Annotated in this window: 19 protein-coding genes and 4 pseudogenes; 12 read left to right on the top strand and 11 right to left on the bottom strand. The window is 59.0% G+C overall.

The features are described 5' to 3' along the window. Window positions 1-73: 73 nt before the first annotated feature. The gene (locus MAIT1_RS21345) at window positions 74-370 is read right to left on the bottom strand and encodes a transposase (protein WP_085447202.1); all 297 of its coding nucleotides are present in this window, start codon (window positions 368-370) and stop codon (window positions 74-76) included. Between the two features lie 44 nt (window positions 371-414). Further along, a complete protein-coding gene (locus MAIT1_RS21340) occupies window positions 415-1,182 on the bottom strand; it encodes a prepilin peptidase (protein WP_085447201.1) in 768 nt (255 codons plus the stop codon). Window positions 1,183-1,491: 309 nt separating this feature from the next. Between MAIT1_RS21340 and MAIT1_RS22690 the strand changes: the two are divergent. Then, window positions 1,492-2,252: pseudogene (locus tag MAIT1_RS22690) on the top strand (YggS family pyridoxal phosphate-dependent enzyme). A 258-nt stretch (window positions 2,253-2,510) separates the two neighbouring features. On the opposite strand, the gene MAIT1_RS21330 reads toward MAIT1_RS22690, so the two are convergent. Further along, the gene (locus tag MAIT1_RS21330; protein ID WP_085447200.1) at window positions 2,511-2,783 is read right to left on the bottom strand and encodes a hypothetical protein; all 273 of its coding nucleotides are present in this window, start codon (window positions 2,781-2,783) and stop codon (window positions 2,511-2,513) included. A 114-nt stretch (window positions 2,784-2,897) separates the two neighbouring features. After that, window positions 2,898-3,077, bottom strand: coding sequence for a hypothetical protein (locus MAIT1_RS21715; protein WP_143814999.1), 180 nt, complete (start codon window positions 3,075-3,077; stop codon window positions 2,898-2,900). A 245-nt stretch (window positions 3,078-3,322) separates the two neighbouring features. Here MAIT1_RS21715 and hemE point away from each other — a divergent pair. The 4 genes and pseudogenes from hemE (at window position 3,323) to MAIT1_RS21305 (ending at window position 8,795) form a co-directional block, all read left to right on the top strand. Next, window positions 3,323-4,386: pseudogene (hemE, locus tag MAIT1_RS22610) on the top strand (uroporphyrinogen decarboxylase). After that, window positions 4,383-5,789 carry an oxygen-independent coproporphyrinogen III oxidase gene (gene hemN / locus MAIT1_RS21320; RefSeq protein ID WP_085447198.1) on the top strand — a complete coding sequence of 469 codons (1,407 nt, stop codon included), beginning with the start codon at window positions 4,383-4,385 and terminating at the stop codon, window positions 5,787-5,789. Before hemE ends, hemN begins: the two are co-directional and overlap by 4 nt. Window positions 5,790-6,312: 523 nt before the next feature. Continuing rightward, a complete protein-coding gene (locus MAIT1_RS21315; protein WP_085447196.1) occupies window positions 6,313-7,986 on the top strand; it encodes a hypothetical protein in 1,674 nt (557 codons plus the stop codon). Window positions 7,987-8,423: 437 nt separating this feature from the next. Then, complete coding sequence (locus MAIT1_RS21305) at window positions 8,424-8,795, top strand: hypothetical protein (protein WP_143814998.1); 372 nt, start codon at window positions 8,424-8,426, stop codon at window positions 8,793-8,795. A gap of 458 nt (window positions 8,796-9,253) precedes the next feature. Here the strand turns inward: MAIT1_RS21305 and hemW are convergent, their stop codons facing one another. Both hemW and MAIT1_RS21295 read right to left on the bottom strand, forming a co-directional pair. Then, on the bottom strand, window positions 9,254-10,438 hold the full coding sequence (gene hemW / locus MAIT1_RS21300; RefSeq protein WP_085447190.1) for a radical SAM family heme chaperone HemW: 1,185 nt from the start codon (window positions 10,436-10,438) through the stop codon (window positions 9,254-9,256). A 287-nt stretch (window positions 10,439-10,725) separates the two neighbouring features. Continuing rightward, a complete protein-coding gene (locus tag MAIT1_RS21295) occupies window positions 10,726-11,664 on the bottom strand; it encodes an ankyrin repeat domain-containing protein (protein WP_158089676.1) in 939 nt (312 codons plus the stop codon). A gap of 306 nt (window positions 11,665-11,970) precedes the next feature. On the opposite strand from MAIT1_RS21295, the gene MAIT1_RS21290 reads away from it, so the two are divergent. Next, a complete protein-coding gene (locus tag MAIT1_RS21290) occupies window positions 11,971-12,402 on the top strand; it encodes a hypothetical protein (protein WP_085447186.1) in 432 nt (143 codons plus the stop codon). Window positions 12,403-12,655: 253 nt separating this feature from the next. Here MAIT1_RS21290 and gyrB read toward each other — a convergent pair whose 3' ends face one another. The 5 genes and pseudogenes from gyrB to MAIT1_RS22360 form a co-directional block, all read right to left on the bottom strand. Beyond that, entirely contained in the window at window positions 12,656-15,103 is a 2,448-nt protein-coding gene (gene gyrB / locus MAIT1_RS21285) for a DNA topoisomerase (ATP-hydrolyzing) subunit B (RefSeq protein WP_085447185.1), read from the bottom strand. A gap of 424 nt (window positions 15,104-15,527) precedes the next feature. Continuing rightward, a complete protein-coding gene (recF, locus tag MAIT1_RS21280; protein WP_085447183.1) occupies window positions 15,528-16,655 on the bottom strand; it encodes a DNA replication/repair protein RecF in 1,128 nt (375 codons plus the stop codon). Window positions 16,656-16,665: 10 nt separating this feature from the next. Beyond that, window positions 16,666-17,787 carry a DNA polymerase III subunit beta gene (dnaN, locus tag MAIT1_RS21275; protein WP_085447182.1) on the bottom strand — a complete coding sequence of 374 codons (1,122 nt, stop codon included), beginning with the start codon at window positions 17,785-17,787 and terminating at the stop codon, window positions 16,666-16,668. A 26-nt stretch (window positions 17,788-17,813) separates the two neighbouring features. Then, the gene (dnaA, locus tag MAIT1_RS21270; protein ID WP_414673653.1) at window positions 17,814-18,782 is read right to left on the bottom strand and encodes a chromosomal replication initiator protein DnaA; all 969 of its coding nucleotides are present in this window, start codon (window positions 18,780-18,782) and stop codon (window positions 17,814-17,816) included. Between the two features lie 235 nt (window positions 18,783-19,017). Then, window positions 19,018-19,128, bottom strand: a pseudogene (locus MAIT1_RS22360) (hypothetical protein); the annotation flags it as partial. Window positions 19,129-19,435: 307 nt separating this feature from the next. Between MAIT1_RS22360 and rpmH the strand changes: the two are divergent. From rpmH to mnmE, 6 genes and pseudogenes are all read left to right on the top strand, one after another. Next, a complete protein-coding gene (gene rpmH / locus MAIT1_RS21265; RefSeq protein ID WP_085447180.1) occupies window positions 19,436-19,570 on the top strand; it encodes a 50S ribosomal protein L34 in 135 nt (44 codons plus the stop codon). 4 nt (window positions 19,571-19,574) lie between these two features. After that, window positions 19,575-20,021 (top strand): ribonuclease P protein component, encoded by a 447-nt coding sequence (gene rnpA, locus MAIT1_RS21260; protein ID WP_085447178.1) that lies wholly within the window; start codon window positions 19,575-19,577, stop codon window positions 20,019-20,021. A 15-nt stretch (window positions 20,022-20,036) separates the two neighbouring features. Continuing rightward, window positions 20,037-20,246: a membrane protein insertion efficiency factor YidD gene (yidD, locus tag MAIT1_RS21255; protein WP_085447176.1), complete on the top strand. Its 210-nt coding sequence runs from the start codon at window positions 20,037-20,039 to the stop codon at window positions 20,244-20,246. A gap of 41 nt (window positions 20,247-20,287) precedes the next feature. Next, window positions 20,288-20,635: a hypothetical protein gene (locus tag MAIT1_RS21250; RefSeq protein ID WP_085447174.1), complete on the top strand. Its 348-nt coding sequence runs from the start codon at window positions 20,288-20,290 to the stop codon at window positions 20,633-20,635. Between the two features lie 18 nt (window positions 20,636-20,653). Then, window positions 20,654-21,985, top strand: a pseudogene (gene yidC / locus MAIT1_RS21245) (membrane protein insertase YidC); the annotation flags it as partial. A gap of 27 nt (window positions 21,986-22,012) precedes the next feature. Then, window positions 22,013-23,404, top strand: a complete 1,392-nt coding sequence (mnmE, locus tag MAIT1_RS21240; protein WP_085447171.1) for a tRNA uridine-5-carboxymethylaminomethyl(34) synthesis GTPase MnmE — start codon at window positions 22,013-22,015, stop codon at window positions 23,402-23,404. The last annotated feature ends 48 nt before the right edge of the window (window positions 23,405-23,452 follow it).

The following is a 23,452-nucleotide window of genomic DNA, read 5'->3' as shown; positions in this document are numbered from 1 at the left end:
CTTGTCTGACCAAGACGCCACGAAATCCACCACCGAATCCCGTATGTCCGGCTCCACCCAGCAGCCGTTCAGCTCACCCCAAGACTTTTTTTAGCGCAACATGCGCCTCAAGAAGCTCGGACATAACCTCATTTTTGGTTGCCAACTTCGCTTCTAGTTCGGCAATCTGTCGATCACGAGCCTTTTGGCCGCGTTTGTCAGCCAAAGCCGCTTCGCCATTCTCAAACAAAGCCTTTTGCCAGCGATAGTACTGGCTGGGCTGAATGCCCGCCTCGTCACACAGATCCGAGAGAACCACCTTCTCGACCAGGTGACGGCGCACATAGCCTACCTTCTGCTCAGCCGTAAATCTCCGCTTCTTCCGTTCCATACAAACCTCCGCTTATTATCTACACATTATAAACGGCTTGTTTGTCATTTTCCAACTGAACCGAAACACCCGTAGAACAGATAGATCCAACCCATCACCGCCAGATAGGGGCCAAACGGAATAGGATGCTCACGTCCGCGCTTGGTGGCGGTGAGCCAGATAATCCCCACAATGCTGCCGATCAGCGCCGCGCCGAAAATGGTGAAGGGCAACCCCTCCCAGCCCAGCCAGGCGCCCAGCATCGCCACCAGCTTCACATCGCCAAAGCCCATGCCCACACGGCCGGTGATCTTCTCGAACAGCCAGGCGAATAGCCACAGTCCACCACCGCCCGCCACCACGCCAATCACAGCGTCCCGCCAGTGGGGAAACGGCTCGCCTACGGCAGGAATCACGCTGATGATCAACCCCGCCACAATGCCCGGCAGAGTGATCACATCAGGCAGGATGTAGTGATCAAAATCGATCATGGAGAGGGTGATCAATGCCATGCCCAGCGTTGCCACCAGCGCCATTTCCACTGTTAATCCAAAATGATACAGCGAGAACAGCGCGCACAGACCGCCTGTCAGCTCCACCAGAGGATAACGAATGCTGATGCGCTCTGCGCACTTGGCGCAGCGGCCTTTGAGCATCAACCATCCCAATAACGGCACATTGTGTTGAAACTTTATCGGCGTTTTACAATGAGGACAGTGGGATGATGGGAATATAATGCTCTCTTCATTGGGTAAACGGTGGATGCAGACATTGAGAAAACTACCAATGACCGCACCAAGTACGAAGACAAATAGGGCAACGACCGGATCCATGAAGATGCAAACCTCGTATTGTCAAAGGCCGGACGCCCAACAGAACGCGGGCGGAAGCAGAACAAATCCATCTTTTTTAGAGAATTGATAAAAAATCGTTGTAGCTTTTGTCTTTGAGGAATTGTGGATAATAACGACAATATACTGATTTTATTTATTTTTTTATTGTATAAATTGGGGATAAAGTACATTTGATCAAACGATTCTTTTGGGGAGAATCGTCCGATGAGCGCTACAAGGCAGGGTTATTCCCGCACTCTGTACAGCCTCCCCTCGCCACTTTCCACAAGGCGCCGTGGATAAATTCCGATGGAGCATACCCTGTCTGGGCCACGCGCGCCATGCGGCTTTCCTCTGTGCGCGCAAACCGCTAAACTCGCGCCTATGAGTGACATCGTTTCCAACTTCGCGACGATTCGCGCCCAGATCGCTGAGGCTTGTGACCGCGCGGGCCGTTCGGTGGCGTCCGCGCGTCTGGTGGCGGTCTCCAAAACCAAGCCCGCTGAGGCGGTCACCGCTGCGTTGACCACTGGCCAGACGCTGTTTGGCGAGAGCCGGGTGCAGGAGGCGCGCGATAAGATCCCCTTGGTCAACGATGCCCGTGCGCACTGGCATCTGATCGGTCCGTTGCAGAAGAACAAGGTCAAATACGCGGTCAACCTGTTTGAGATGATCCACAGCGTCGATTCGGTGGAGCTGGCCCAGGCCATTGGCGCGCGTATGCCCGAAGCGGCGCCCATGTCGATTCTGATTCAGGTCAATGTGGGACGGGAGCCGCAGAAGAGCGGCTTTTTGCCTGAGGATCTGCCTGAGGCGCTGCGACGCATGGCCGATGCGCCGGGGGTGCGATCAAAGGATTGATGACGGTGCCGCCTCGCTGCGCCGACCCGGAGCAGGCGCAGCCCTATTTTGCCCAACTGCGCCAATTGGCTGAACAGGCGGCGGGGTGGAATCTGCCCGGGGTGGAGATGAATGAACTCTCCATGGGCATGAGCGGGGATTTCGCCGTGGCCATTGCCGAGGGCGCGACGCTGATTCGTATCGGCAGCGCGCTGTTTGGTGGTCGTTAATCTACTGGGAGAAGCTCTAAACTTGGAAAAGTCGGACATTTATGGCCGACTTTTCCGGGGTCTGGGGTCCGCGACCCCAGCGGGGTGTGGGGCGGCGCCCCACGGTTTGGCTTTTGATCTTCAGGGGAGTTTGAGGGCGCAGCTCTCAATATCTTTCATCTCCCTCTTATTTCTCCAAATCCTCATCTCACTCTATGCTCAACGACAAAGCCCGCCAAATGGCGGGCTTTGTGTTTTATCGGATGAGAGCGCGGCGGATTAGTTGGCGCGAAACTCATCGGGCAGACAGCAACTGGGGACATAGACTGAGGAGAACACCTTCTCCTCATTAAGTTTGGGTTTGGGCGCCAAGGCGCGGGGCTGCGGCTTGAACGCTTTGCGCTTGCGCTCTTTGGCCACCACGAAGATCTCGCGGTCAAACCAATCGCCGCTGGCCGACCACTCATCAGCCATGCTAAAGGCGCTCGCATTGGCCGCGCCTGTCATCAGGCAAACGCCCAGCGCCATGACAAACAACGAAATCCGACGCATCCTGCTTCTCCTGCTGTTGGAACTGTTGACGCCGCAGCGTCATAAATCAGTATTTCCTTATATTGATATCGGGGAATATAGAATGTTCCCGGCCAGAAGGCCAGAGCGTTCATTTCAATGCGCACTATTTTCTTCGTTAATAGCAAACCCCTTTTGCAGACGTGGTTTTTTTATCCACAACGGGGTGTTGAAGAGTGCAAGAAATCCGGCGCCGCTGTGTGTGGGATTCGCCTGCTTTGCAGCGGCAATCGCAACTCCTCCCCAGACGGCGCCTGCAGGAACCAGACCATCCATCCCCGTCTGATGAGTGCATTCAACCGTGTATTATCAAATGGTTGTCAGGGTTACTCCCGTTATCCACAGGGACCAAAAACGTCTACAATCTTTTTCTTTCTCTAAAAACCCTGATAAATGAAACGTTCGCCACGCGGTTTGACACTCCGGCGCCCCCTTCCGTATAGTCCATGCATCGTAAGCGACATCCCTCTGAACGCTTTTCCCCATCGCCGCCTGCCCGACCGATTCGGTGAAGGAGCCCCATGACATCCGATCATCTGTTTTTGCGCGCCTGCTTCCGTCAACCCGTTGAGCGTACGCCGATCTGGTTGATGCGCCAGGCGGGCCGCTATCTGCCCGAATATCGTCAAACCCGCGCCAAGGCCGGGGACTTCATGAGCTTGTGCAAGTCCACCGATCTGGCTACGGAAGTGACGCTGCAGCCGCTGGAACGCTACAAGCTGGATGCGGCGATTCTCTTCTCCGACATTCTGGTGATCCCTGAAGCCATGGGCATGGGGGTGCGTTTCGCCACCGGCGAAGGGCCGATCCTGGAGCCGCCGCTGCGGCGCGCAGCGGATATCGACGCGCTGAAGATGACCGATCCGGAGGATTCGCTGGATTACGTCATGCGCGCGGTGGCGTCGATTCGCAAAGCGCTCAATGGCCGCGTGCCGCTGATCGGTTTTGCCGGCAGCCCGTGGACCCTGGCCACCTACATGGTGAGGGGGGCTCCAGCAAGACCTTCGGTCTGGTCAAAGGGATGCTCTACGACGATCCCGAGAGCATGCACAAGCTGTTGGATATGCTGGCGGATATGGTGGCGGCCTATCTCAATGCGCAGATTCGCCACGGCGCCCAGGCGGTGCAGATCTTCGACACCTGGGGCGGAACTCTGGCGCCGCCGCTGTTCAAGGAGTTCTCCTTGCGCTCCATGCAGCGCATCGTTGAACAGATCGAGCCGCCCGACGGCGCGCCGGTCCCCATCATCCTGTTCGCCAAAGGGTGCGGGCATATGCTCGACGATATCGCCGCCTCCGGCTGCGACGTGGTGGGCATGGATTGGACCGCCGATATCGGTGCGGCGCGGGAGCGTCTGGGCAATCGGGTGGCGCTGCAGGGCAATATGGATCCGGCGATTCTCTACGCTTCGCCCGAGCGCATCCGCGCCGAGGTCAAGAGTCTGCTGGAGAAGTTCGGCCCTAACCCCGGCCACATTTTCAATCTGGGTCACGGCATGGCGCCGGATATGGATCCGGAGCGGGTGGCGGTGCTGGTGGACGCGGTGCATGAGGAGTCGCGCCGCATCCATGGGGGCGGCGCATGAGCAGCGTCGTCTCCCAAGTGGTCAAATTCGATCGCGAACTGATCGACCGCTACAACGTCTCTGGGCCGCGCTACACCTCCTACCCCACGGCGCCGCACTTCAAGGAGGGGTTTACGCCGGACGACTTCCGCGCCGGGGTGGCGCGCTCCCAGGCGGCGGACCCGGATAAGCCGCTATCGCTCTACTTCCACATCCCGTTTTGCGACACGGTGTGCTACTACTGCGCCTGCAACAAGGTGATTACGCCGGTGCGGGAAAAGGCGGTTCCCTATCTGGAGAACCTGTTCAAAGAGATCGAGCGCATGGGGCGGCTGTTCGACCGCAAGCGCAAGGTCGCGCAGCTGCATCTGGGTGGCGGCACCCCCACCTATCTGGACAATGACCAGTTGCAGGCGTTGTGGGACAAGGTCGCGGAGAACTTCACCCTGGCGCCCGACGACGAGGGCGAATACAGCATCGAGTGCGACCCGCGCGAGTTGCCCGTTGGCGCCATCGCCAAACTGCGCAAAACCGGCTTCAATCGCCTCTCGGTGGGGTTGCAGGACCTCGATCCGGTGGTGCAGAAGGCGGTCAACCGGGTGCAATCCCTGGAGCTGACCAAGCGGGTGGTGGATGAGGCGCGCGAAGCGGGCTACGTCTCCATCAATCTAGATCTGATCTACGGCTTGCCATTCCAGACCGAGGCGGGTTTCGCCAACACTGTGGAAGCCTCTATTCGCGATCTGGATCCGGACCGGCTGGCGGTGTTCAACTACGCCCACCTGCCGCAGTACTTCATGCCCCAGCGGCGCATCAACGACGCAGATCTGCCGCATCCGGACGTAAAGCTGAAGATCCTGGAGAACACCATCAATCAGCTCACCGACGCCGGGCACGTCTACATCGGCATGGACCACTTCGCCAAACCCGACGACGAACTGGCCATGGCCCAGCGCAATGGCGTGTTGCATCGCAACTTCCAGGGCTACACCACCCATGCCGAGTGCGATCTGGTCTCCATGGGGGCCACCTCCATCAGTCAGATTGGCGATATCTACGCGCAGAACCGCAAGGAGCTGCCGGAGTATTATGAGCTGATCGAGGCGGGGGATCTGGCGATCTTCAAGGGCATGCGTCTGAGCGACGACGACATGATTCGCCGCGATGTGATCATGCGTCTGATCTGCGATTTCCACTTGGATCGGGCGGCGACTTCCGAGCGGTTGGGGATCGATTTCTCCGACTACTTCGGCGCCGAGGAGGCGGACGTCAAGCGCATGGTGGGCGAGGGTTTGCTGACCGACGATGGCAACCGCATTGAGGTGACGCCGGGCGGTCGCTTGTTGATTCGCAACATCTGCATGCCGTTTGACTGGCATCTGCGCAACGCCCAGCAGACCAAGACGTTCTCGAAGACGATCTAAAGTTCCGAATATATTTGGAATAGAAAAGGCGGCTTTCACTCGAAAGCCGCCTTTTTTTACGTGGTGAAGCCGAAACTGTACAGAACGGCCAATGTTTGCGTGACATAGGCGGAGCTAGCGCTGTCTCGTTGGCCGCCGACTGGTCGGCGGCGGGGTCTGGGGGCCGCTGCCCCCAGCGGGTGTGGGCGGCGCCCACGGTGTGGCAGTTGTCTTTGGCCGTTTCCCCATAGAACAGAGGTCGAGCCAGTAAGGAGTTAGGGGGTGCTGGGAGCGTCGAACCAGCAAGGAGGCCGTCGGGGAAACGGCAGTGAGCGATATGTCGGCAAAGCCGACAGGAGCGAATGCTCTAAAAGCCTCAAGCTCAGAAAAGCCAAAAAGTGTGTGCGGCAGGAGGTCTGAGAACCCACAGTGTGCATAACGATATCATATCAGTATCGACGTATACATACTATTATGATATTTTTATGCCGCATTCTGGTTCTCTTCAGTCCATCCCACCTCCATATCTGCGAGGCATTTCCCCATGAGCAACTGGTTCACCTCCCTTGGAGATCACTTCTCTTTTGAAAACCCCTACGATACCTGGGGCGTCGCCAATGACGAAAAGACGCGCCAATGGGATCAACAGAATCAATACGAAGCCGAACAGCGCTGGTCCTGGGAGAGCGACCAGGGCAACGCCATGAACGGCCCAGAAGACTACAAAGGCGGTGTAATCTCCGAGCGCATGGAGAACGACCCCATGGCCGCGCCGGGCTATCGTCCGGCAGCTGGGGAGGTTGATCCCCATCTGGTGGAGCCTGCGGCCAACCGTCTGGCGCGCAACACGGTGGATCAGGCGGTGAGCTATTTGAGTCAGCCCCGCGTGCGTGCGCCGCGCTCCATCAACGACGTTCTCACCAAGGAGAATCGCGAAAACTACATCGACATGCGACGTGAGGATCTCATGGCCAATGAGAACCGCTATGGGTTGATGCCCCACGACCGCATGAGCGCCGGTTCTAAAGCGCGCGAAGAGTGGTTCACCAACCAGTTCCACAGCCCCACGGTGAACGCCATGGCGCAGCGGCAGTCCGACTGGGCCATGCAGGATGATCAGCAGCGCACTCTGATCAGCAATACCTTCGGCCTGCACCCCGACACCGGCGCGTTGCTGGACCCCAGCTATATTCCCCGTAACATGCACGATCAGGGGACCGCCCCGCCCATTGCCGGAACCGAGGCGTTGGGCCTCATGCGCCCGTTTCTCCAACAAATTGGGGCCGCCACCTTCACCCCAGGCATCGCCCCGTCCGAAGCCAAGGCCCAGTTGCAGAGCGGCGGTTTTCATCTGCCGGATTACAGCAACGCCTTCGGGGGCAATATCGCGCAGCCCGGCGTTATGCAGGCCACGCAGCAAATGGCGCCCGCTGTGGGCGTGAGCCCGCATCAGGCGCACAAGCCGCCGTTGCCGTTTGAGTCGGTGTTGAACACGCAGCAACCGGCTATGCAGGATATGATGTACCGTCCCGATCCCAATGATCCCACCGGGATGAATTCCCGGCAGACCATGGAGTTTTACCCAGGGCGCGACAATCCGGGCGCGATGACGCCCTTGGCGGCCAACGCGCAAACACCTTTCGCTGCAAACTCCGCCATCGATCCAGACGCCATGGCGGCGCTGCAAGCCCAGGTTGGGCCGCGCGAGTCGCTCATTGCGCCCAACGGGCCGACTTATCAGGTTGCCGATGCTTCTGGGGGGCTCTTCCCGAGTGGTGCGGGCTATGCCAATGAAGCTGCTAAACGGTTAGGCTGGGAGGACACCAGCGAAAAGGAACGCCGGGAGAAAGCGGAGTGGGAGAAAAATGATCCAGCTTATCGCGCCGCTGAAAACAGATGCCCTGGCTCGCCGCCGCGTGGAAATTCCAGTTGGAAACCCTATGCAGGGCCATCCTCTGTATTCCATTGTGGATATGAGGGATATCACGAGCAGGGGTTTACGCCGACACCAGAGAAACCGACAGCAGAGTGTTTCTATGATGAAACTGGTAAATTGGTCAATCGCAATCATCCCTACGCTGGATGTGGAGGAACCCCCAATCAGTATCCTGATCTAGACCCAAGACACACAACACAGGACAGAGGTGGTGTTGTGAAAAAGGGGCCTACTGGTATTGCGACATCAATTGAGAAACAGTGGGATGATTTGTGGAAATAAGTCAGTAATGTGAGGCATAGGGCGCTCGCTCTATGCCTCACATTATTCCAAGATAGATAACAAGGTGAGTTTATGAAAACTATTAATAAAAATACAATATTTTATGGTGCCCGCATTGTAATCTATTGCCATTTCATGTATTTTATTGTACTAGCTACATTTATCATCATTTCTAATAAGTATTCTTTGGATATACAAAATAATATATCGATTCTTATTATATTTGGCTTCTCCATTGTGCAATTTATCTATGCAGCGCCACTGCTTTATTATTGGCAAGAAAAGAAGATGACCCGCTCAGTGATAGGTGGATGGATTGGCGTTGCGCTCATGATAATACTTAATCTTGTTTGGCTTGATATGGCAAGGTCATATTAATTTCATAAGCCGGCCAGAGATCATCCAAGATTTGACAGCTATGCGGATGACTATATTAAGTGAACAATGAGATGCTAAGAGATAAAATATTTGACTTTCTGTTCTCGGACTATACAGCCAAGGAGTGGCTCATTTTTTCAATCGTCATGATTATAATGGCGTTAGTATACTTTGTTATCGATGTTAGCAATAAAATCATGTATTTGGCTGGCTCAATAGGCATTCAACACTTTATTTTAATCTGGATCCAGTTTTTTCTCGGATGGCCTATTAAAATAAGAGGGAACACCATTATGCCAGATAGACCAATATTAAGAAAATTAACCCTACTGTACTCAATGATTTTTCTATTAATGGGTTTTGTGTTTATAGGAGAGGGAATTTCAGAGGGTTGGATAGAAAAAACTGTTATCCCTTATTTGTTTGGTTGATCGTTCATAGCTGAATTTCAGATGTGCGCATTATTATTTTTTCCACGCATCCAGCATCACTTGATGATGCGCTTGCTTGATCGCTTATAAAATATCCTTTCTCCCGCAAACACTTTTTGGCTTTCCCGGTTGGCGGGTTCTAGGGCATTCGCTCCTATCGGCTGCGCCGATATATCGCTCACTGCCGTTTCCCCGACGGCATTCGTGCGGGCTCGACGCTCCGACTGACTATGCAGCCCCGTGCAGGATCGACCTCCGTTCAATGGGGAAACGGCTGAAAGATTAAAGATATTGGGGCGCTGCCCCAAACCCCGGTCGGGCTCTGCCCGACACCCGGCAGGGCGCCGCCCTGCACCCGCTTAAGGGTCACAGACCCTTAAGAATCCCGCCAAATTGCCTTTGGCAATTTGTCACCTTACTTAGCGTGGGCTCCTCCTCTTTCCCGCAAACACTTTTACTTAGTCCATTAACGCCGATATCACCCCATCCGCGTGTAGGAATCCCCCTTCGCTCAAACGCACATGCGTTTCCGATCGCTCCAACAAACCCAGCTCCCCATACCGCGCAATCTCCCCGCCCCGCTTTACAATCAGATCCTCCCCACACAGCGCCCGATACGCCGCCAACGCCACCCCTTCGCCCATGCGCAGACCCAAAATCACACACTCATCCGCCGCTTCGTCGGTGCCAATCACCACATCGCGATTCAGCAGCGGCGCCCCGGCGCGCTCCATATGCGCCATATACGCCGCCGCATCCGCCCGCACCGCCGTGCGGGTCACCCGCAGTCGCGCCCCATCCCAATGGGAGATCTTGCCATGGGCCGCCGCCCCCAATCCCAGATAGTCGCCAAAACGCCACGTATTGAGATTGTGCCGACACCCCTGCCCCGGCGCGGCGAAATTGCTGATCTCGTACGCCGGGCGCCCCTCTGTGGCCAAAAAATGGCGCGTTTCCACGAAGAATTGCGCCTGGGCGCCCTCTTCCATGGCTGACCAAGCCCCCTGCCCCACCTGCTCGTAAAAGCGCGTTCCCGGCTCAATGGTGAGCGCATAGGCCGAAAGATGCGGCGGTTGATACGCCAACGCTTGGCTTAACTCCGCAAACCAACCGTCGAGGCTCTGGCCCGGGGTGGCGTAGATCAGATCCAGCCCCCAGGAGGCGAATCCCGCCTCGGCGATGGATTGCAGCGCCGTATGCGCCATGGCGGCGTCGTGAGGACGCTCCAGAAAGCGTAAACGGGCGTCGTCCAGGGCTTGAATGCCGACGCTCAACCGGGTGATTCCCGCCTGTTTGTATGCGGCGGCGGTGTGCTCCAGCAGCGACTCCGGGTTGGCCTCCAGGGTGATCTCGGCGCCGGGCTTGAGCGGCCAGATGGCGTGGATCCCGCTGAGGAGTTCGGCGATGGCGTCGGGGGCGAAGCGCGACGGCGTGCCGCCGCCCAGAAACAGCGAATCGAGGGGGCGTGGATCATTTCCCAAACGCGCGCGCCAATAGCGCAGATCCTGCAGCAGGGCGGCGATGTAACGCTGCTGCGGGACCACCTCCTCCACCCGCGAATGGAAGTCGCAATAGGGGCATTTGCTGGCGCACCAGGGCAGGTGGATATAGAGCGCCAAAGGCGGCAGGGGAAAAGGGTCCATATCGAGGCGCCAGATGGTTTAATAGGTATTGAGAACAACGTTTGAAATTAGCTGCATGTTACGTCGCAGAGATAGATCAAGCACGGGGATAAACTCACGAGGGTCCAGGGAAATCATTTCCCTGGTGGGTCCAGGGCAAAGCCCTGGCGGGTTGAGGGCGGCGCCCTCATGGGGTTTGGGGCAAAGCCCCAATATCTTTTATTTTCCATATTTTGGAAAAATTGAAAAAAAATCGGGCCGGGGCTTACGCCCCGGCCCGGATCCTTGCAGAACATTGCATTTGAGACTTACGACTCGCCTTTGGGCGCCGCCTGATCGGCTTGGTGCGCCAACAGCAGATTCAACGTCTGTTGATCGTTGGATTGGCTGGCCAACTGCACCGGCGTGAAGCCTTTCAGACTCCGCACGTTGATGTCAGCGCCCTGTTGCAGCAGGAAGGCGGTCAACTGCGCATCGCCTTGCTGGGCGGCCAGCATCAGCGGCGAACAACCGGTGCGGCTTTGCGCATTGATCCGCGCGCCCGCTTTCATCAATGCCTCGGTCACCCGCCCGGAGCCCTCTTTCACGGCGATCATCAGCGCGGTCATGCCCTCTAAGTCCTGCGCGTCCACGCGGGGATGGGCGCCCAGAATCAGACTGGTCACATGCAGATCGCCGGTGGCGGCGGCCTGCATCAAGGCGGTGCGCCCGGTGTGGTCCACCAGATCCACATTGGCCTCGTGCAGGGTGAGCAGCGCGGTGGTGTTCACCTGACGGTTGCGCGCCGCCAGCATCAGCGGGGTGACGCCGCGATTATCCTGAATGTTGATGTCGGCGTGGGCTTCCAGCAGACGCATCACGCTGCGCATATGGCCTTTGGCGGCGGCCAGATGCAGCGCGCTGGTTCCGTTGCGGTCGCGTTGATTCACATAGGCGCCCGCTTTGATCAATTGGTCGATGATGCGGTCCTGGCCGGATTGGGCGGCCCACATCAGCGCGCTGCGGCCCTGCTGGTCCACGGCGTTGGGGTTGATGCGACTGGCCAACATCTGTTGCACCGCGTCCATTTTGCCAGCGCTGGCGGCTTGGCTCAGCGCTGCTTGGGGGTTGCTGCGGGCGGCGGTGTTCGCTTGCGCCAGGGTCGGCGCCGACAGCAGAGCGGTCACGGCCAGCAGGGTCAGGGTATATTGGGGGTTGAGGCGCTGGCGCAAGCGGCCAGTCAGGGTCTGTGCAGTGGTATGAGACATGGGTCCATCCTCGTTGTGTGCAATCATTTTGTGTGTGTGCGATGCTGCTTGCCTGCGTTTTGCGTCGCGGCGTTGCAGGGTTTGACGAGATGGCTGCAGCATCCGTTCATTAGAAAATGCTAATTTAGTGGCTTCTGCAGCTAATTGCAGAAAATCATTAACTTTTAAATAGTTGCAAAACTGTAACAGTTTGTTCCGGAGTGATTGGTGTGCGAAATTGATATTGAATCTGTTGGGAATAAGTCGCTTGTTGAGCAATATCGCGTGGCGTGTGGCGCACTGGGACTTGGCACGGAACAGGGTGGGATGATGCTGACGTTGGACCAGATTCAGACGCTGTTGCAGCAAAAAATCGGCGCGCCGTTGGCGCGCCGGGAACAGACGCTCACTTGGTGCGCGTCTGCTGCTGATGGCTTTGACGTGGTTTTGACCCAGACCACTAAAAAGCTCATTCTCAGCTATGGCGAATGGAGCGATTGGTATCTGCCGGACAACGCGCAGATGGCGGCGCAGGACTTCCTGCAGGGATTGAGCGATCAGGTCCGTGTGGTGGTGACGTCGCGGGGCGGTGTGGATTACCAGTGGCGGCTGGAGTCGTGGGTGGAGGGGGAGTGGATGTGGGGCTCGACGGTGATGGTTCCGAACCTACGCTTGTGGCGCCGCAAGCAGATGCGGATTGTGCAGAACCGGCTGTTTCAGGGACCAGCGCCGCAGGTGGAGACGGTGTTGGAAGATTGAGAAGAGGGGATCCAACAAGCGCTATAGCCGCACGCAATCAACCTTGCTCAAAACAGGAAATGTTTGCGTGACGTAGATTGAGCTTGCGCTGACTATTGGCCTCCGGCTGGCCGGAGGCGGGGTCTGGGGGCCGCGCCCCCAGCGGGGTGTGGGGCGGCGCCCCACGGTTTGGCTGTTGATCTTGGGAGCTCGAGGGCGAAGCCCTCGATATCTTTCATTTTCCCAAGATTTTAGACTATTGAAACGAGTTTAATTAAACGTCCAGGTTGGCCACGTTCAGGGCGTTGTCCTGGATGAAGGCGCGGCGCGGCTCCACCACATCGCCCATGAGGGTGGTGAACACCTCGTCGGCGGCCACGGCGTCATCCACGCGCACCTGCAACAGGGTGCGAATGGAGGGGTCCATGGTGGTCTCCCACAACTGCTCGGGGTTCATCTCACCCAGACCTTTATAGCGTTGGATGCTCAAACCCCGCCGTCCTTCGCTCAGAATGCCGCTCAGGAACAGTTCAATGCCGCCGATGGGGTTCTGCTTCTCCCCTTTCACCAAAACCGCCTCAGCGCCCAATAATTCGTGGAACTGCTCGGCGATCTTCAGCATTTCGCGATACTCCGGCGAAGTCGCCAACGGGCGGTCGATGCGGGTGATCTGCTCAATGCCGTGCTGCATGCGCGCAATGGCGATGATCTCGCTGCTGGTCTCGGGGTCGTGTTCGGTGCGCACCTCCAGCCGCTCCTCTTCATTGCCCAGAGCGCGCAGGGTTTCGGTGTATTGCGGCAGCAGCGTCGCCACGGCGTCGGCGTCGGCCAGGGTGTCGGCGCTGATGCGGTAGCTCCCCGCCGCCGCGTCGATGGCCACGCGGTCGTGATGGCGCGCCAGACGGTCCAGCAGAATGCGGTAGCGTTTGGCGCGCGCTGCCAGGGTGGTCAACTCGCCATTGGCGATGATGCGCCCGTCGGCGGTGTGGGCCTCCACGCCGTCCAGACCGCTCTCCACCAGCAGGGCGGTGAGGGCGTCGTCATCCTTCAGATAGCGCTCGCTCTTGCCTTTGGCCACGCGATAGAGCGGCGGTTGGGCGATGTAGAGATGGCCGCGCTCGACGATCTCCGGCATCTGCCGGTAGAAGAAGGTGAGCAGCAGAGTGCGAATGTGGGCGCCGTCCACGTCGGCGTCGGTCATGATGATGATGCGGTGGTAGCGCAGCTTTTCGATGTCGTATTCGTCGCGACCGATGCCCGCGCCCAATGCGGTGATCAGCGTGCCCACCTCCTGCGAGGAGAGCATCTTGTCAAAGCGCGCCTTCTCCACGTTGAGGATCTTACCCTTGAGCGGCAGCACCGCCTGGTGCTTGCGGTCGCGGGCCTGTTTGGCGGAGCCGCCGGCGGAGTCGCCCTCCACCAGGTAGAGTTCGCACAGCGCCGGGTCTTTCTCCTGGCAGTCGGCCAGTTTGCCGGGCAGCGAGGAGATCTCCAACGCGCTCTTGCGTCGGGTCAGTTCACGCGCTTTGCGCGCCGCCTCGCGGGCGGTGGCCGCCTCCACGGTTTTGGCCACCACCGCGCGGGCTTCGTTGGGATGCTCTTCGAAGAAGGTGGCCAGCTTCTCGGCCACCACGCTCTCCACCACCGGACGCACTTCGGAGCTGACCAGTTTGTCTTTGGTCTGGGAGGAGAATTTGGGGTCGGGCACTTTGACCGAAATCACGGCGGTCAGACCCTCGCGGCAGTCATCGCCGGAGACCTGGACTTTCTCCTTTTTGAGAATGCCGCTCTCGGTGGCGTAGTTGTTGACCGTGCGCGTGAGCGCGGCGCGGAAGCCCGCCAAGTGGGTGCCGCCATCGCGCTGCGGGATGTTGTTGGTAAAGCAGAAGATGTTTTCCTGATAGCTGTCGGTCCACTGCAGGGCGATCTCGGCGGTGACGCCGTTCTTTTCGTCCTGGAAGGTGATGGGCGGCTCCAGCAGCGGCGTGCGTGCGCGGTTGAGGTGCTCCACAAACGAGCGGATGCCCCCTTCATAGTGGAAATTGTGCTCTTTGTCGGTGATTTCGTCGACGATGTGGATGCGCACCCCGGAGTTCAGGAACGACAGCTCACGCAGGCGTTGCGACAGGGTGTCGAAGGAGAACTCGGTGACCCCGGAAAAGGTCTTCAGGCTGGGGGTGAAGCGCACCTCGGTGCCGCTGGATTCGGTCTCGCCGATCACCTTGAGGGGGAAGTCCGGTTCGCCATGGGTGTAGCTCTGATGCCACACCTGCCCGCCGCGGCGGATGGTTAGTTCCAGCTTCTCCGACAGCGCGTTGACCACCGACACCCCCACCCCGTGCAGACCGCCGGAGATCTTGTAGGAGTTGTCGTCAAACTTACCGCCCGCGTGTAGCACGGTCATGATCACTTCCGCCGCCGAACGCCCCTCTTCGGCGTGGATATCGGTGGGGATGCCGCGCCCGTTGTCGCGCACGGTGACCGAGTTGTCGCTGTGAATCAGCACGTCGATGGTGTCGCAGTGCCCGGCCAGCGCCTCGTCGATGGCGTTGTCCACCACCTCGAACACCATGTGGTGCAGGCCGGTGCCGTCATCGGTGTCGCCGATGTACATGCCGGGCCGTTTGCGCACCGCCTCCAGCCCTTTGAGGACCTTGATGTTGCTGGAGTCGTAGTTTTCACCGCCGGTTTTTGGCGTTTTGGGGGCATCGCTTTGCGTCATGACGTTTCGTTTCTCAACTCAATAGCGGCGTTGTTGGCGCCTTGGTCGGCTTGGGGCGAGAGCCAGTTTTTTGGGTGTTGAAAGATATCGAGGGCTGCGCCCTCGAGCTCCCAACAGCCAAGTCGTGGGGCGCCGCCCCACACCCCGCTTAAGGGTCACAGACCCTTAAGAATCCCCGAAAAATCGCCTCTGGCGATTTTTCGCCTCGTCAGCGCAAGCTCGTCGTATCTTACGCAAACACTTATTCTTAGGGGTTTATTGGCAATTTAAGATATCGAGGGCTTTGCCCTCGAGCTCCCAACAGCCAAACCGTGGGGCGCCGCCCCACACCCCGCTTAAGGGTCATAGACCCTTAAGAATCCCGCCTCCGGCCAGCCGGAGGCCAATAGTCAGCGCAAGCTCAAAGTCTCTCACGCAAACACTTTTACTTCGGCGCCTGCTCTGCAAATGCGCCGTCTTGCACGGTCCAAGTTTGCTTGGGTCGATTTTCCGGCCACGGTATCTGCTCGGCGTTGCAGGCGGCCACGAACAACTGCCCCCCCTGCTCCGCCAACCAGCCCATCAGTCGCGCCACCCCGTCGCCATCCAACTCCGCCGCCGGATCGTCCAGCAAAAACAGCGGCGTTTCCCCCAATGTGGCGGCCAATAGCGCAGCCTCGGCCAACTTCAGCGCCAGCGCCATGCGCTTCTGCTGCCCCTGGGAGCCATACCGCGCCATGGGTTGGCCATCCCAGCCGATGCGCAGATCATCCCGATGCGGCCCCACGCTGGTGGCGCCCATGCGCTGATCCCCAGCCCGCGCCTGCGCCAGCAGATCGCGGTAGACCTGCGCCAGGGTCTCCACCTCAAACCCACGCCACTGCGGCACCGCGCGATCCAACTGGCACTGCAAGGCGACCTGCGCCCGCGTCGGCGGCAGATCCAGCCGCGTCTGAATCGTCTCCAGATGCGGCGCCAACGCCTGCAACGCTTCCGCGCGCGCGCGCGTAACCTGCGCCCCCAACACCGCCAGCCGATCCTCCCAGGCGTCCAACTCCTGGGCGTGGTCACCAGGGCGTTTCAGCAGCCGATTGCGCGCGCTCAGAGCCTGTTGATGCCCTCGCGCCGCCGCCGCATGGCCCCGCTGCAAGCCGAAGGCGGTCCAGTCCAGCCACGCGCGCCGCTCCGTGGGGCCGCCCTGCACCAACCGCAAGGCGTCCGGCGCGCACACCGTGGCCGCCAACGCCTCGCCCATGGCCGAAGCCGCCGCCGCCGGTTTGCCGTTCAACCGCGCCGCCAGCCGCTTGGGCTCGCCATGAAACACGATCTGCTGCGGCAACCCCCTGCCCTGCCCGCGTCCATCCAGACGAAACCAGGGTTCGTCGCGCCGCAACATCACCCCTGGCGCGGCGCGACGGAAGGAGCGGCCCATGGCCAGCAACCCCACCGCTTCGAGCAGATTGCTCTTGCCGTGGCCGTTGGGGCCGACAATGAGGTTCAACCCCGGCCCAAACGTGAGAGTCGCCGTGGGGATGTTGCGAAAACCCCGGATGGCGAGGCGCTCCAGCAGCATCGGCGGTCGATCACACCCGCATGGGCATCAGCACGTACATGCAGTCGTCGCGTCCGGCCTCGCGCATCAGCACCGGCGACTCTTCGTTCTTGAGCATGAAGCGCACCCGATCCCCCGCCATGGCGGTGACGATCTCCTGCAGATAGCGGGCGTTGAAGCCGATGGTCATGGCGTCGCCGTTGTAGTCGGCGACCATCTCCTCTTCGGCGGCTTCCTGCTCGGGGTTGTGGGCGCTCACGGCGATCTGTTCCGGCTCCACCAGCACGCGGATGCCGCGGGATTTCTCATGCGACAGCACCATCATGCGGCGCACCACCCCCAGCAACGCCTCTTTATCCACATCCATGGGGAACGGATTCTCCGCCGGAATCACCTTCTGGTAGCTGGGGAAGCGACCGCTCACCAGTTTGGCCGACAACGTCAGCCCCGGCTTGATGAACTGGATGAAGTGCTCGCCCAGGGCCAGCTCCACCGGCAGATCGTCTTCGTCCAGCAGCTTCTTGGCCTCCTGCACCGCCTTGCGGGGGAGGATCAGCTCCAGCGACTCGTCGATGGTCTCTTCGATGTCGCGGGTGGCCACCGCCAGACGGTGGGTGTCGGTGGCGGCCAGGCTCAGACGCCCGCCCTGCCCGCTCTCATGGGGTTGCAGATGCACCAGGATGCCGTTGAGGATGAAACGGGTCTCATCCTGGGACATGGCGAAGTGGGTGCGCGCGATCATATCCGCCAGTTGCGGCCCCGGCAGGGTGATGCGCCGCGCCGCATCGGCTTCGGGGATGGCGGGGAACTCGTCGGCGGGCAGCGACACCAGAGTGAAGCGGGCGCGGCCGCAGGCGATGGAGAGACGTCCCCCCTCCTCGGTGCGCGCGCGCAGGGTCTCGTCGGGCAGCTCGCGCACGATCTCGAACAGTTTGCGCGCGGAGACCGCCACCGCGCCGGGGGTCGTCACCTCCTCGACTGGGGTGATGGCGCGCAGGGAGACCTCCTCGTCGGTGGCCGACAGGGTCAACCCCTCTTCGGTCGCCTCCAGCAGGGCGTGGCCCAGAATGGGGCGCGTGGTGCGGCGCTCGGCCACCGATTGCAGACGGCTCAAAGCTCTGAGAAAGGGTTCCCGCTCAATGCGAAATTCCATGCTGTACACTCCCCCCGCCAAAATATTTAACGGCGCAACATATCGCTCAATGTCGCCAACGTCTCCGCCAATTCGGCGTCGTCGTTGCGTTTTTTATCAATCTTATCCACAGCGTAGAGCACCGTGGTGTGATCCCGCCCGCCGAAGCGGTGGCCAATCTCCGGGTAGGAGTGGCGGGTCAACTGCTTGCACAGGTACATGGCCACCTGTCTGGGATGGCTGTAGAGCCGCGACTTCTTGGTTCCGCGCAGATCCGCCTGCGTGATTTTGAAGTAGTTGGCCACCGTCTCCTGGATGCGCTCGATGGTGGCCGGTTTATCGCGCCCTTTGACGATATCCTTGAGCGACTCGCGCACCAGGGCCATGGTGATGGGCTTGCCGGTGAGCGAGGCGTAGGCGGAGACGCGAATCAACGCCCCCTCCAACTCGCGCACATTGGTCTGAATCGCCTCGGCCAGGAAGAAGGCCACCTCATCGGCCAGCTCCAGCCCCTCCCCCGACGCCTTGTTCTTGAGGATGGCGATGCGCGTCTCCAGCTCCGGCGGCTGCATATCCGCCACCAGACCCATGCCGAAGCGCGACCGCAGCCGCTCCTCCAGATGCTCGATCTCATGGGGGAAGCTGTCGGCGGTGAGGACGATCTGCTTCTTGGCCTCATACAGCGCGTTGAAGGTGTGGAAAAACTCCTCCTGCGTCGCTTTCTTGCCCGCAATGAACTGGATGTCATCCACCATCAGCACGTCCACTTTGCGGAAGGTGTCCTTGAAGTTGAACACCTGCTTCTGCCGCAGCGAGTTGATCAACTGCGTCATGAAGTTTTCCGACGAGGTATACAGCACCCGCAGATCGGGCCGCTCGGCCAGGATCTGATTGCCGATGGCCTGCATCACATGGGTCTTGCCCAAGCCCACCCGCCATGGATGAACAGCGGGTTGTAGGCGGCGGCGGGGGCTTCGGCCACCCGCGCGGCGGCGGCATGGACAAACTGGTTGCAGCCCCCACTACGAATGAGTCGAACGTATAACGTGGATCGAGCCCGGCGCGTTTGTGCGGGTCGCCCTCCTCCTCCAGCGCCACGGCGCGCGGGCCGCTGGCGGGCGCTTCCGGACGCGGCGCAGGCTGCGCGGCGGGATCCACCAAAAACTCAATGGCCACCGCCTCGCCCATCTCGGTCAGGATCTCTTCCAGCAGACCGCCAAAGCGGTTCTTCACCCGGTCCACCGCAAACGGGTTGGCGGCATACAGCAATAAGCGAGCGTTTTCGGCGTCGTGTTCGGCGCGCAACGGTTTAATGAACGTCTCAAAGGCCTGGTCCGAGACCTGGCCGCGCACCGCCTCCATGGCTTGTGTCCAAAGATCGCTCATAAACGCCGGTCATCCCCAGGCCGATTCTTTCTTGAGTTCGAACATTTCTGTATACCGTACTTACCCGCTCCTCTCAATGGATCGTGGCGTGAAAAACAGAGCAATGCGTAAAAAAATGCTTGACGCAACAGCGCCAGTGAGTATGATATTGCGTTTCCTTAGAACCCGGCTGGATGCGGCGCTTTTGGCGACGCTGCGCTGATGGTTATCGGCGCAGGGCTTTACGTCTATTCGAAGTCCGGGGATTGTCTGCAATTCGAACCATTTAGGAAAGGGGCGAGCCGTGAAACGGACTTTCCAGCCCAGCACCATTCGTCGTAGTCGCACCCATGGCTTCCGCGCCCGCATGGCCACCAAAAACGGTCGCAAAGTGTTGGCCCGTCGCCGCGCCCGTGGCCGTAAGAAGCTGATTCCGTAAGCGCTTGAACGATCTTAGCGGGGAGCGCGCGCCCTCGGGGCGCGCTTCTGGCGATCTCGCTGCGCCCGCGCGCAAACCCGCCGGATTTCCCAAGTCCGCGCGACTGCTCAAGTCGCGCGACTTCCAGCGCGTGATGGCGCGGCGTCAGCGGCGTCACTCCCCCTGCTTCGTCCTCTATTACGTATTTGCCCAACCCAACGAGTCCGCCCCAGGCGCCCGCATCGGCCTGACGGTGAGCCGCAAGGTGGGTAAAGCGCACGATCGCAATCGCATCAAGCGACTTGCGCGCGAATGGTTCCGCCTGCGCCGCGCACAGTTGACGCAACCGATGGATCTGGTTTTAATCGCCAAGCCCCCCGCGCGGCTCAGCGATAACGATCAACTGCGCGCGGAGTTGAACAGACTCATCAAGCCGTTTGCGCAGGGCGCCACGCCAGCGCCGCGCGGCTGAGAGGGAAGAGGCGCTATGCGTAGAGTGTTGATGGGCTTGGTGCGTGGTCATCAACTCTTCATTTCGCCGCTGCTGCCCCCTCGTTGCCGGTTCTATCCCAGCTGCTCACAGTACGCTTATGAAGCGCTCAGCCGTCATGGCGCGCTGAGAGGCTCCTGGCTGGCTGTGCGACGGGTGGCGCGCTGTCATCCGTTTCATCCGGGCGGCATAGATCCTGTTCCCTGACTCTCATTTATTCGTCACTGCGTTTACCGAAGGATATGAATATGGATCGGCGCACGCTTCTGGCCATCGTCCTGTCTGTCTTGCTGCTGGTTGGATTCCAGTTCTATATGGCGTGGAAATATCCGCCCAAAAAGACAGCTGCAACGCCTCCTCAGTCTCAGGTCACGACTGCAGCCGACGTCGCCAGCGCGCAGCCTGCCGCCACCCCTGTTGCGCCTGTTGCGTCCAACGTTGCGCCGGTGCCCACCGAGGGCATGAGCGGCGACGCACAGACCCCGCCGCCGATTCCCGGCGAGGCGATGCCGCAGGACGCCAGTCGGCAAGCAGGAGACCTTTATCACCGATGTCGCCCAGGGCGGCGTGCGTCTGCGACGGCGCGCGGCTGGTGAGTCTGGGACTTCAAGAAATTCCTCACCGAACTGGGGGACAAGGGCAAGCCCATCGACTTCCTCTCGCCCAAAAGCGATCGTCTGTTCTTTGAAGAGAGCGGTTTCATTCCCAGTCAGGCCACCCCGTTCACCGCCCCTGGCGCTGACTCCGAGTGGCGTCTCGCCGATCGTAAGGAGAGCGCGCAAAACATCGTGCTGACCCTGCAGTGGCGCAATGGCCAGAATGTTACTTTTGAAAAGCAGATCACCATACCCAAGCAGGGCTATCGCATTACGGTTGAGGATCGGGTTTTCAACAAGGGTGATAAGCCCCTCTCCTTCTACCATTTTGCTCAGTTCAAGCGGGTTCCGCATACCCTGCAAACCGAGGGCGGCCCGGTCTCCATGGATTTCGAAGGCCCTATGGCTTACCTGGATAACGAACGCCAACAGCATGAGTATGATGATCTACGCGAAGGTCAGGATGCGCGCCATGCCGCCAAGGTTGGCTGGGGCGGTTTCTCCGATAAGTATTTCCTCGCCGCTATTCTCCCCGGCGCCATGCCGGAGGGTCAGACTCAACGCTTCTATTTCGACTACGACGCCCCTACCTTCCGCACTGGCGTGGTCTCTCCAGCCAGTCAAGTCGCGGCGGGCGGCGCGTTTGTGAAGAAATATGACCTCTATATCGGCCCCAAGGAGATTCGCACCCTGGAAGCCGAAGGTGACAATCTCGAGCGCGCCATCGACTATGGTTGGTTCCACTTCCTGGCTGTGCCGCTGGTGGATACCCTGCTGTTTTTCAATGATTATCTCAGCAACTACGGTCTTGCCATCATCCTCCTGACGGTGTTGATTAAGCTGGCTTTCTTTCCCTTGGCGAACAAGAGCTACCGCTCCATGAACGCCATGAAGAAGCTGCAGCCAAAGATCGAAGACCTGAAAAAGCTCTACGGCAGCGATAAACAACGCCTGAATCAGGAGATGATGAAGCTGTACCAGGAGCACAAGGTGAACCCCTTGGGCGGCTGTCTGCCCATCCTGGTGCAGATCCCGGTCTTCTTTGCCCTGTATAAGACCCTGTTCCTCTCCATTGAGATGCGCCATGCGCCGTTTGCGCTGTGGATCCACGATCTTTCGGCCATGGATCCCTATTATGTGCTGCCGCTGCTCATGGGCGCCTCGATGTTCCTGCAGAGTCGTCTGAATCCGGCTCCCGCTGATCCCATTCAGGCGAAGATCATGATGTTCCTGCCGGTGATCTTCACTGTCATGTTCTTGAGTTTCCCCAGTGGATTGGTGCTCTATTGGTTCGTCAATAACGTGCTGTCCATTGCCCAGCAGTGGTACATTATGAAGAAGTACGCCTAACGATCCCCACACCGACAATGAGGCCGTATGTTCAGGCTTCGTGATGCCTCCCATGACGCCATCTGCGCGCTGGCGACCCCGCCCGGGGTCTCCGGCGTAGCGGTGGTGCGCATCAGCGGCGCCAATCCGTTATCCGCATTGGCGCCGCTTCTGTATCGTACCCTTTTCGAGCCCTACCCTCTGCATAAGCTCGAGCCGCGTAGACTTGAGCTGGCGCTGTTCTGTGACCCGGACGGCGCGCCAATCGACCGCTTGCTCGTTGCGCACTTTCCCGCGCCAAACAGCTATACCGGTGAAGATGTCATCGAGTTGCAGTGCCATGGCTCCCCTGTGATCGTCTCGCAGATCATCAAAACGTTGGGTCGTATTGGCATACGTTCGGCGGAACCTGGTGAATTCACGCGGCGCGCTGTGATTAACGGCAAAATGGACCTGGCTCAGGCTGAAGGGGTCAATCAACTCATCCATGCGCGCTCAGAAAGGGCCTCATTTGCGTTTTTCAAGCAGATGGAGGGGGGACTCTCCCAGCTGTATGAAAACATTCGCCAGAGCCTCATTACAGCCATTGCCGTGCTGGAAACCTATATCGACTTTGAAGAGGATGCAGACGAGGAATCGCCGCTGTTAGAGCGTGCAATCAATGAGCTTGAAACCGCCCAAACGAGAGTGGAGGAACTTTTGAGCTCACGGCGAATGGGCCAGTTGCTCCGCGAGGGGCTGCGGGTGATGTTGGTCGGTCGTCCGAACGTCGGTAAGTCGTCTTTGTTTAACGCCATCGCACAGCAAGATAAGGCGATCGTCACTGATATTGCCGGCACGACCCGAGACTGCTTGGAAAATATCATTGAGTTTCAGGGGATCCAGGTCGATTTTATCGACTCTGCTGGCATTCGTGAGAGCAGTGATCCCATTGAGAGAATTGGCATCGAAAAGGCGCGACGCGCTCTGGACAGTGTTGACGCCATACTCTTTGTTGCCGATGCAAGCACCGGCTGGACCGATGAAGATGACGCTGTGTTGCGCTCACTTCCCGCACGCAATATTCATTTAATTTGGAACAAAGCTGATCTTCAGCAGGCTAACCCAATTCAAATCAGAGAATTTGTCACAGTCAGTCAGACCTCGTGTCTAACAGGAGAGGGCATCGATGCGATGTTGGAGAGAACATTAACGCCCTGCATTGCAAACTCTTCTGATGACGTGTCATTGGCAGTAACGACAGTGCGTCAGGAAAATCTTCTGAATCGTATTCAGACCCATCTTGGGCATGCTGTCACTCAGCTCAAAGAGACCCAATTGCCTGAATTGGCAGGTGAGGAGCTCAGAGAGGCGCTTATTGCTTCACAGGAGCTTCTTGGACAGACAGATAGCGAAGAGATTTACGATAATATATTCAATAGCTTCTGTCTTGGCAAGTAGCAAATCGATACTACGTTTCACGTGAAACACACATCATTTCTAGGCTCC

The sequence above is a fragment of the Magnetofaba australis IT-1 genome (assembly GCF_002109495.1).
Lineage (GTDB): Bacteria > Pseudomonadota > Magnetococcia > Magnetococcales > Magnetococcaceae > Magnetofaba > Magnetofaba australis.
The sequence above is the reverse complement of the archived record's forward strand: the minus strand, read 5'-3'. Positions and strand labels throughout refer to the sequence as shown.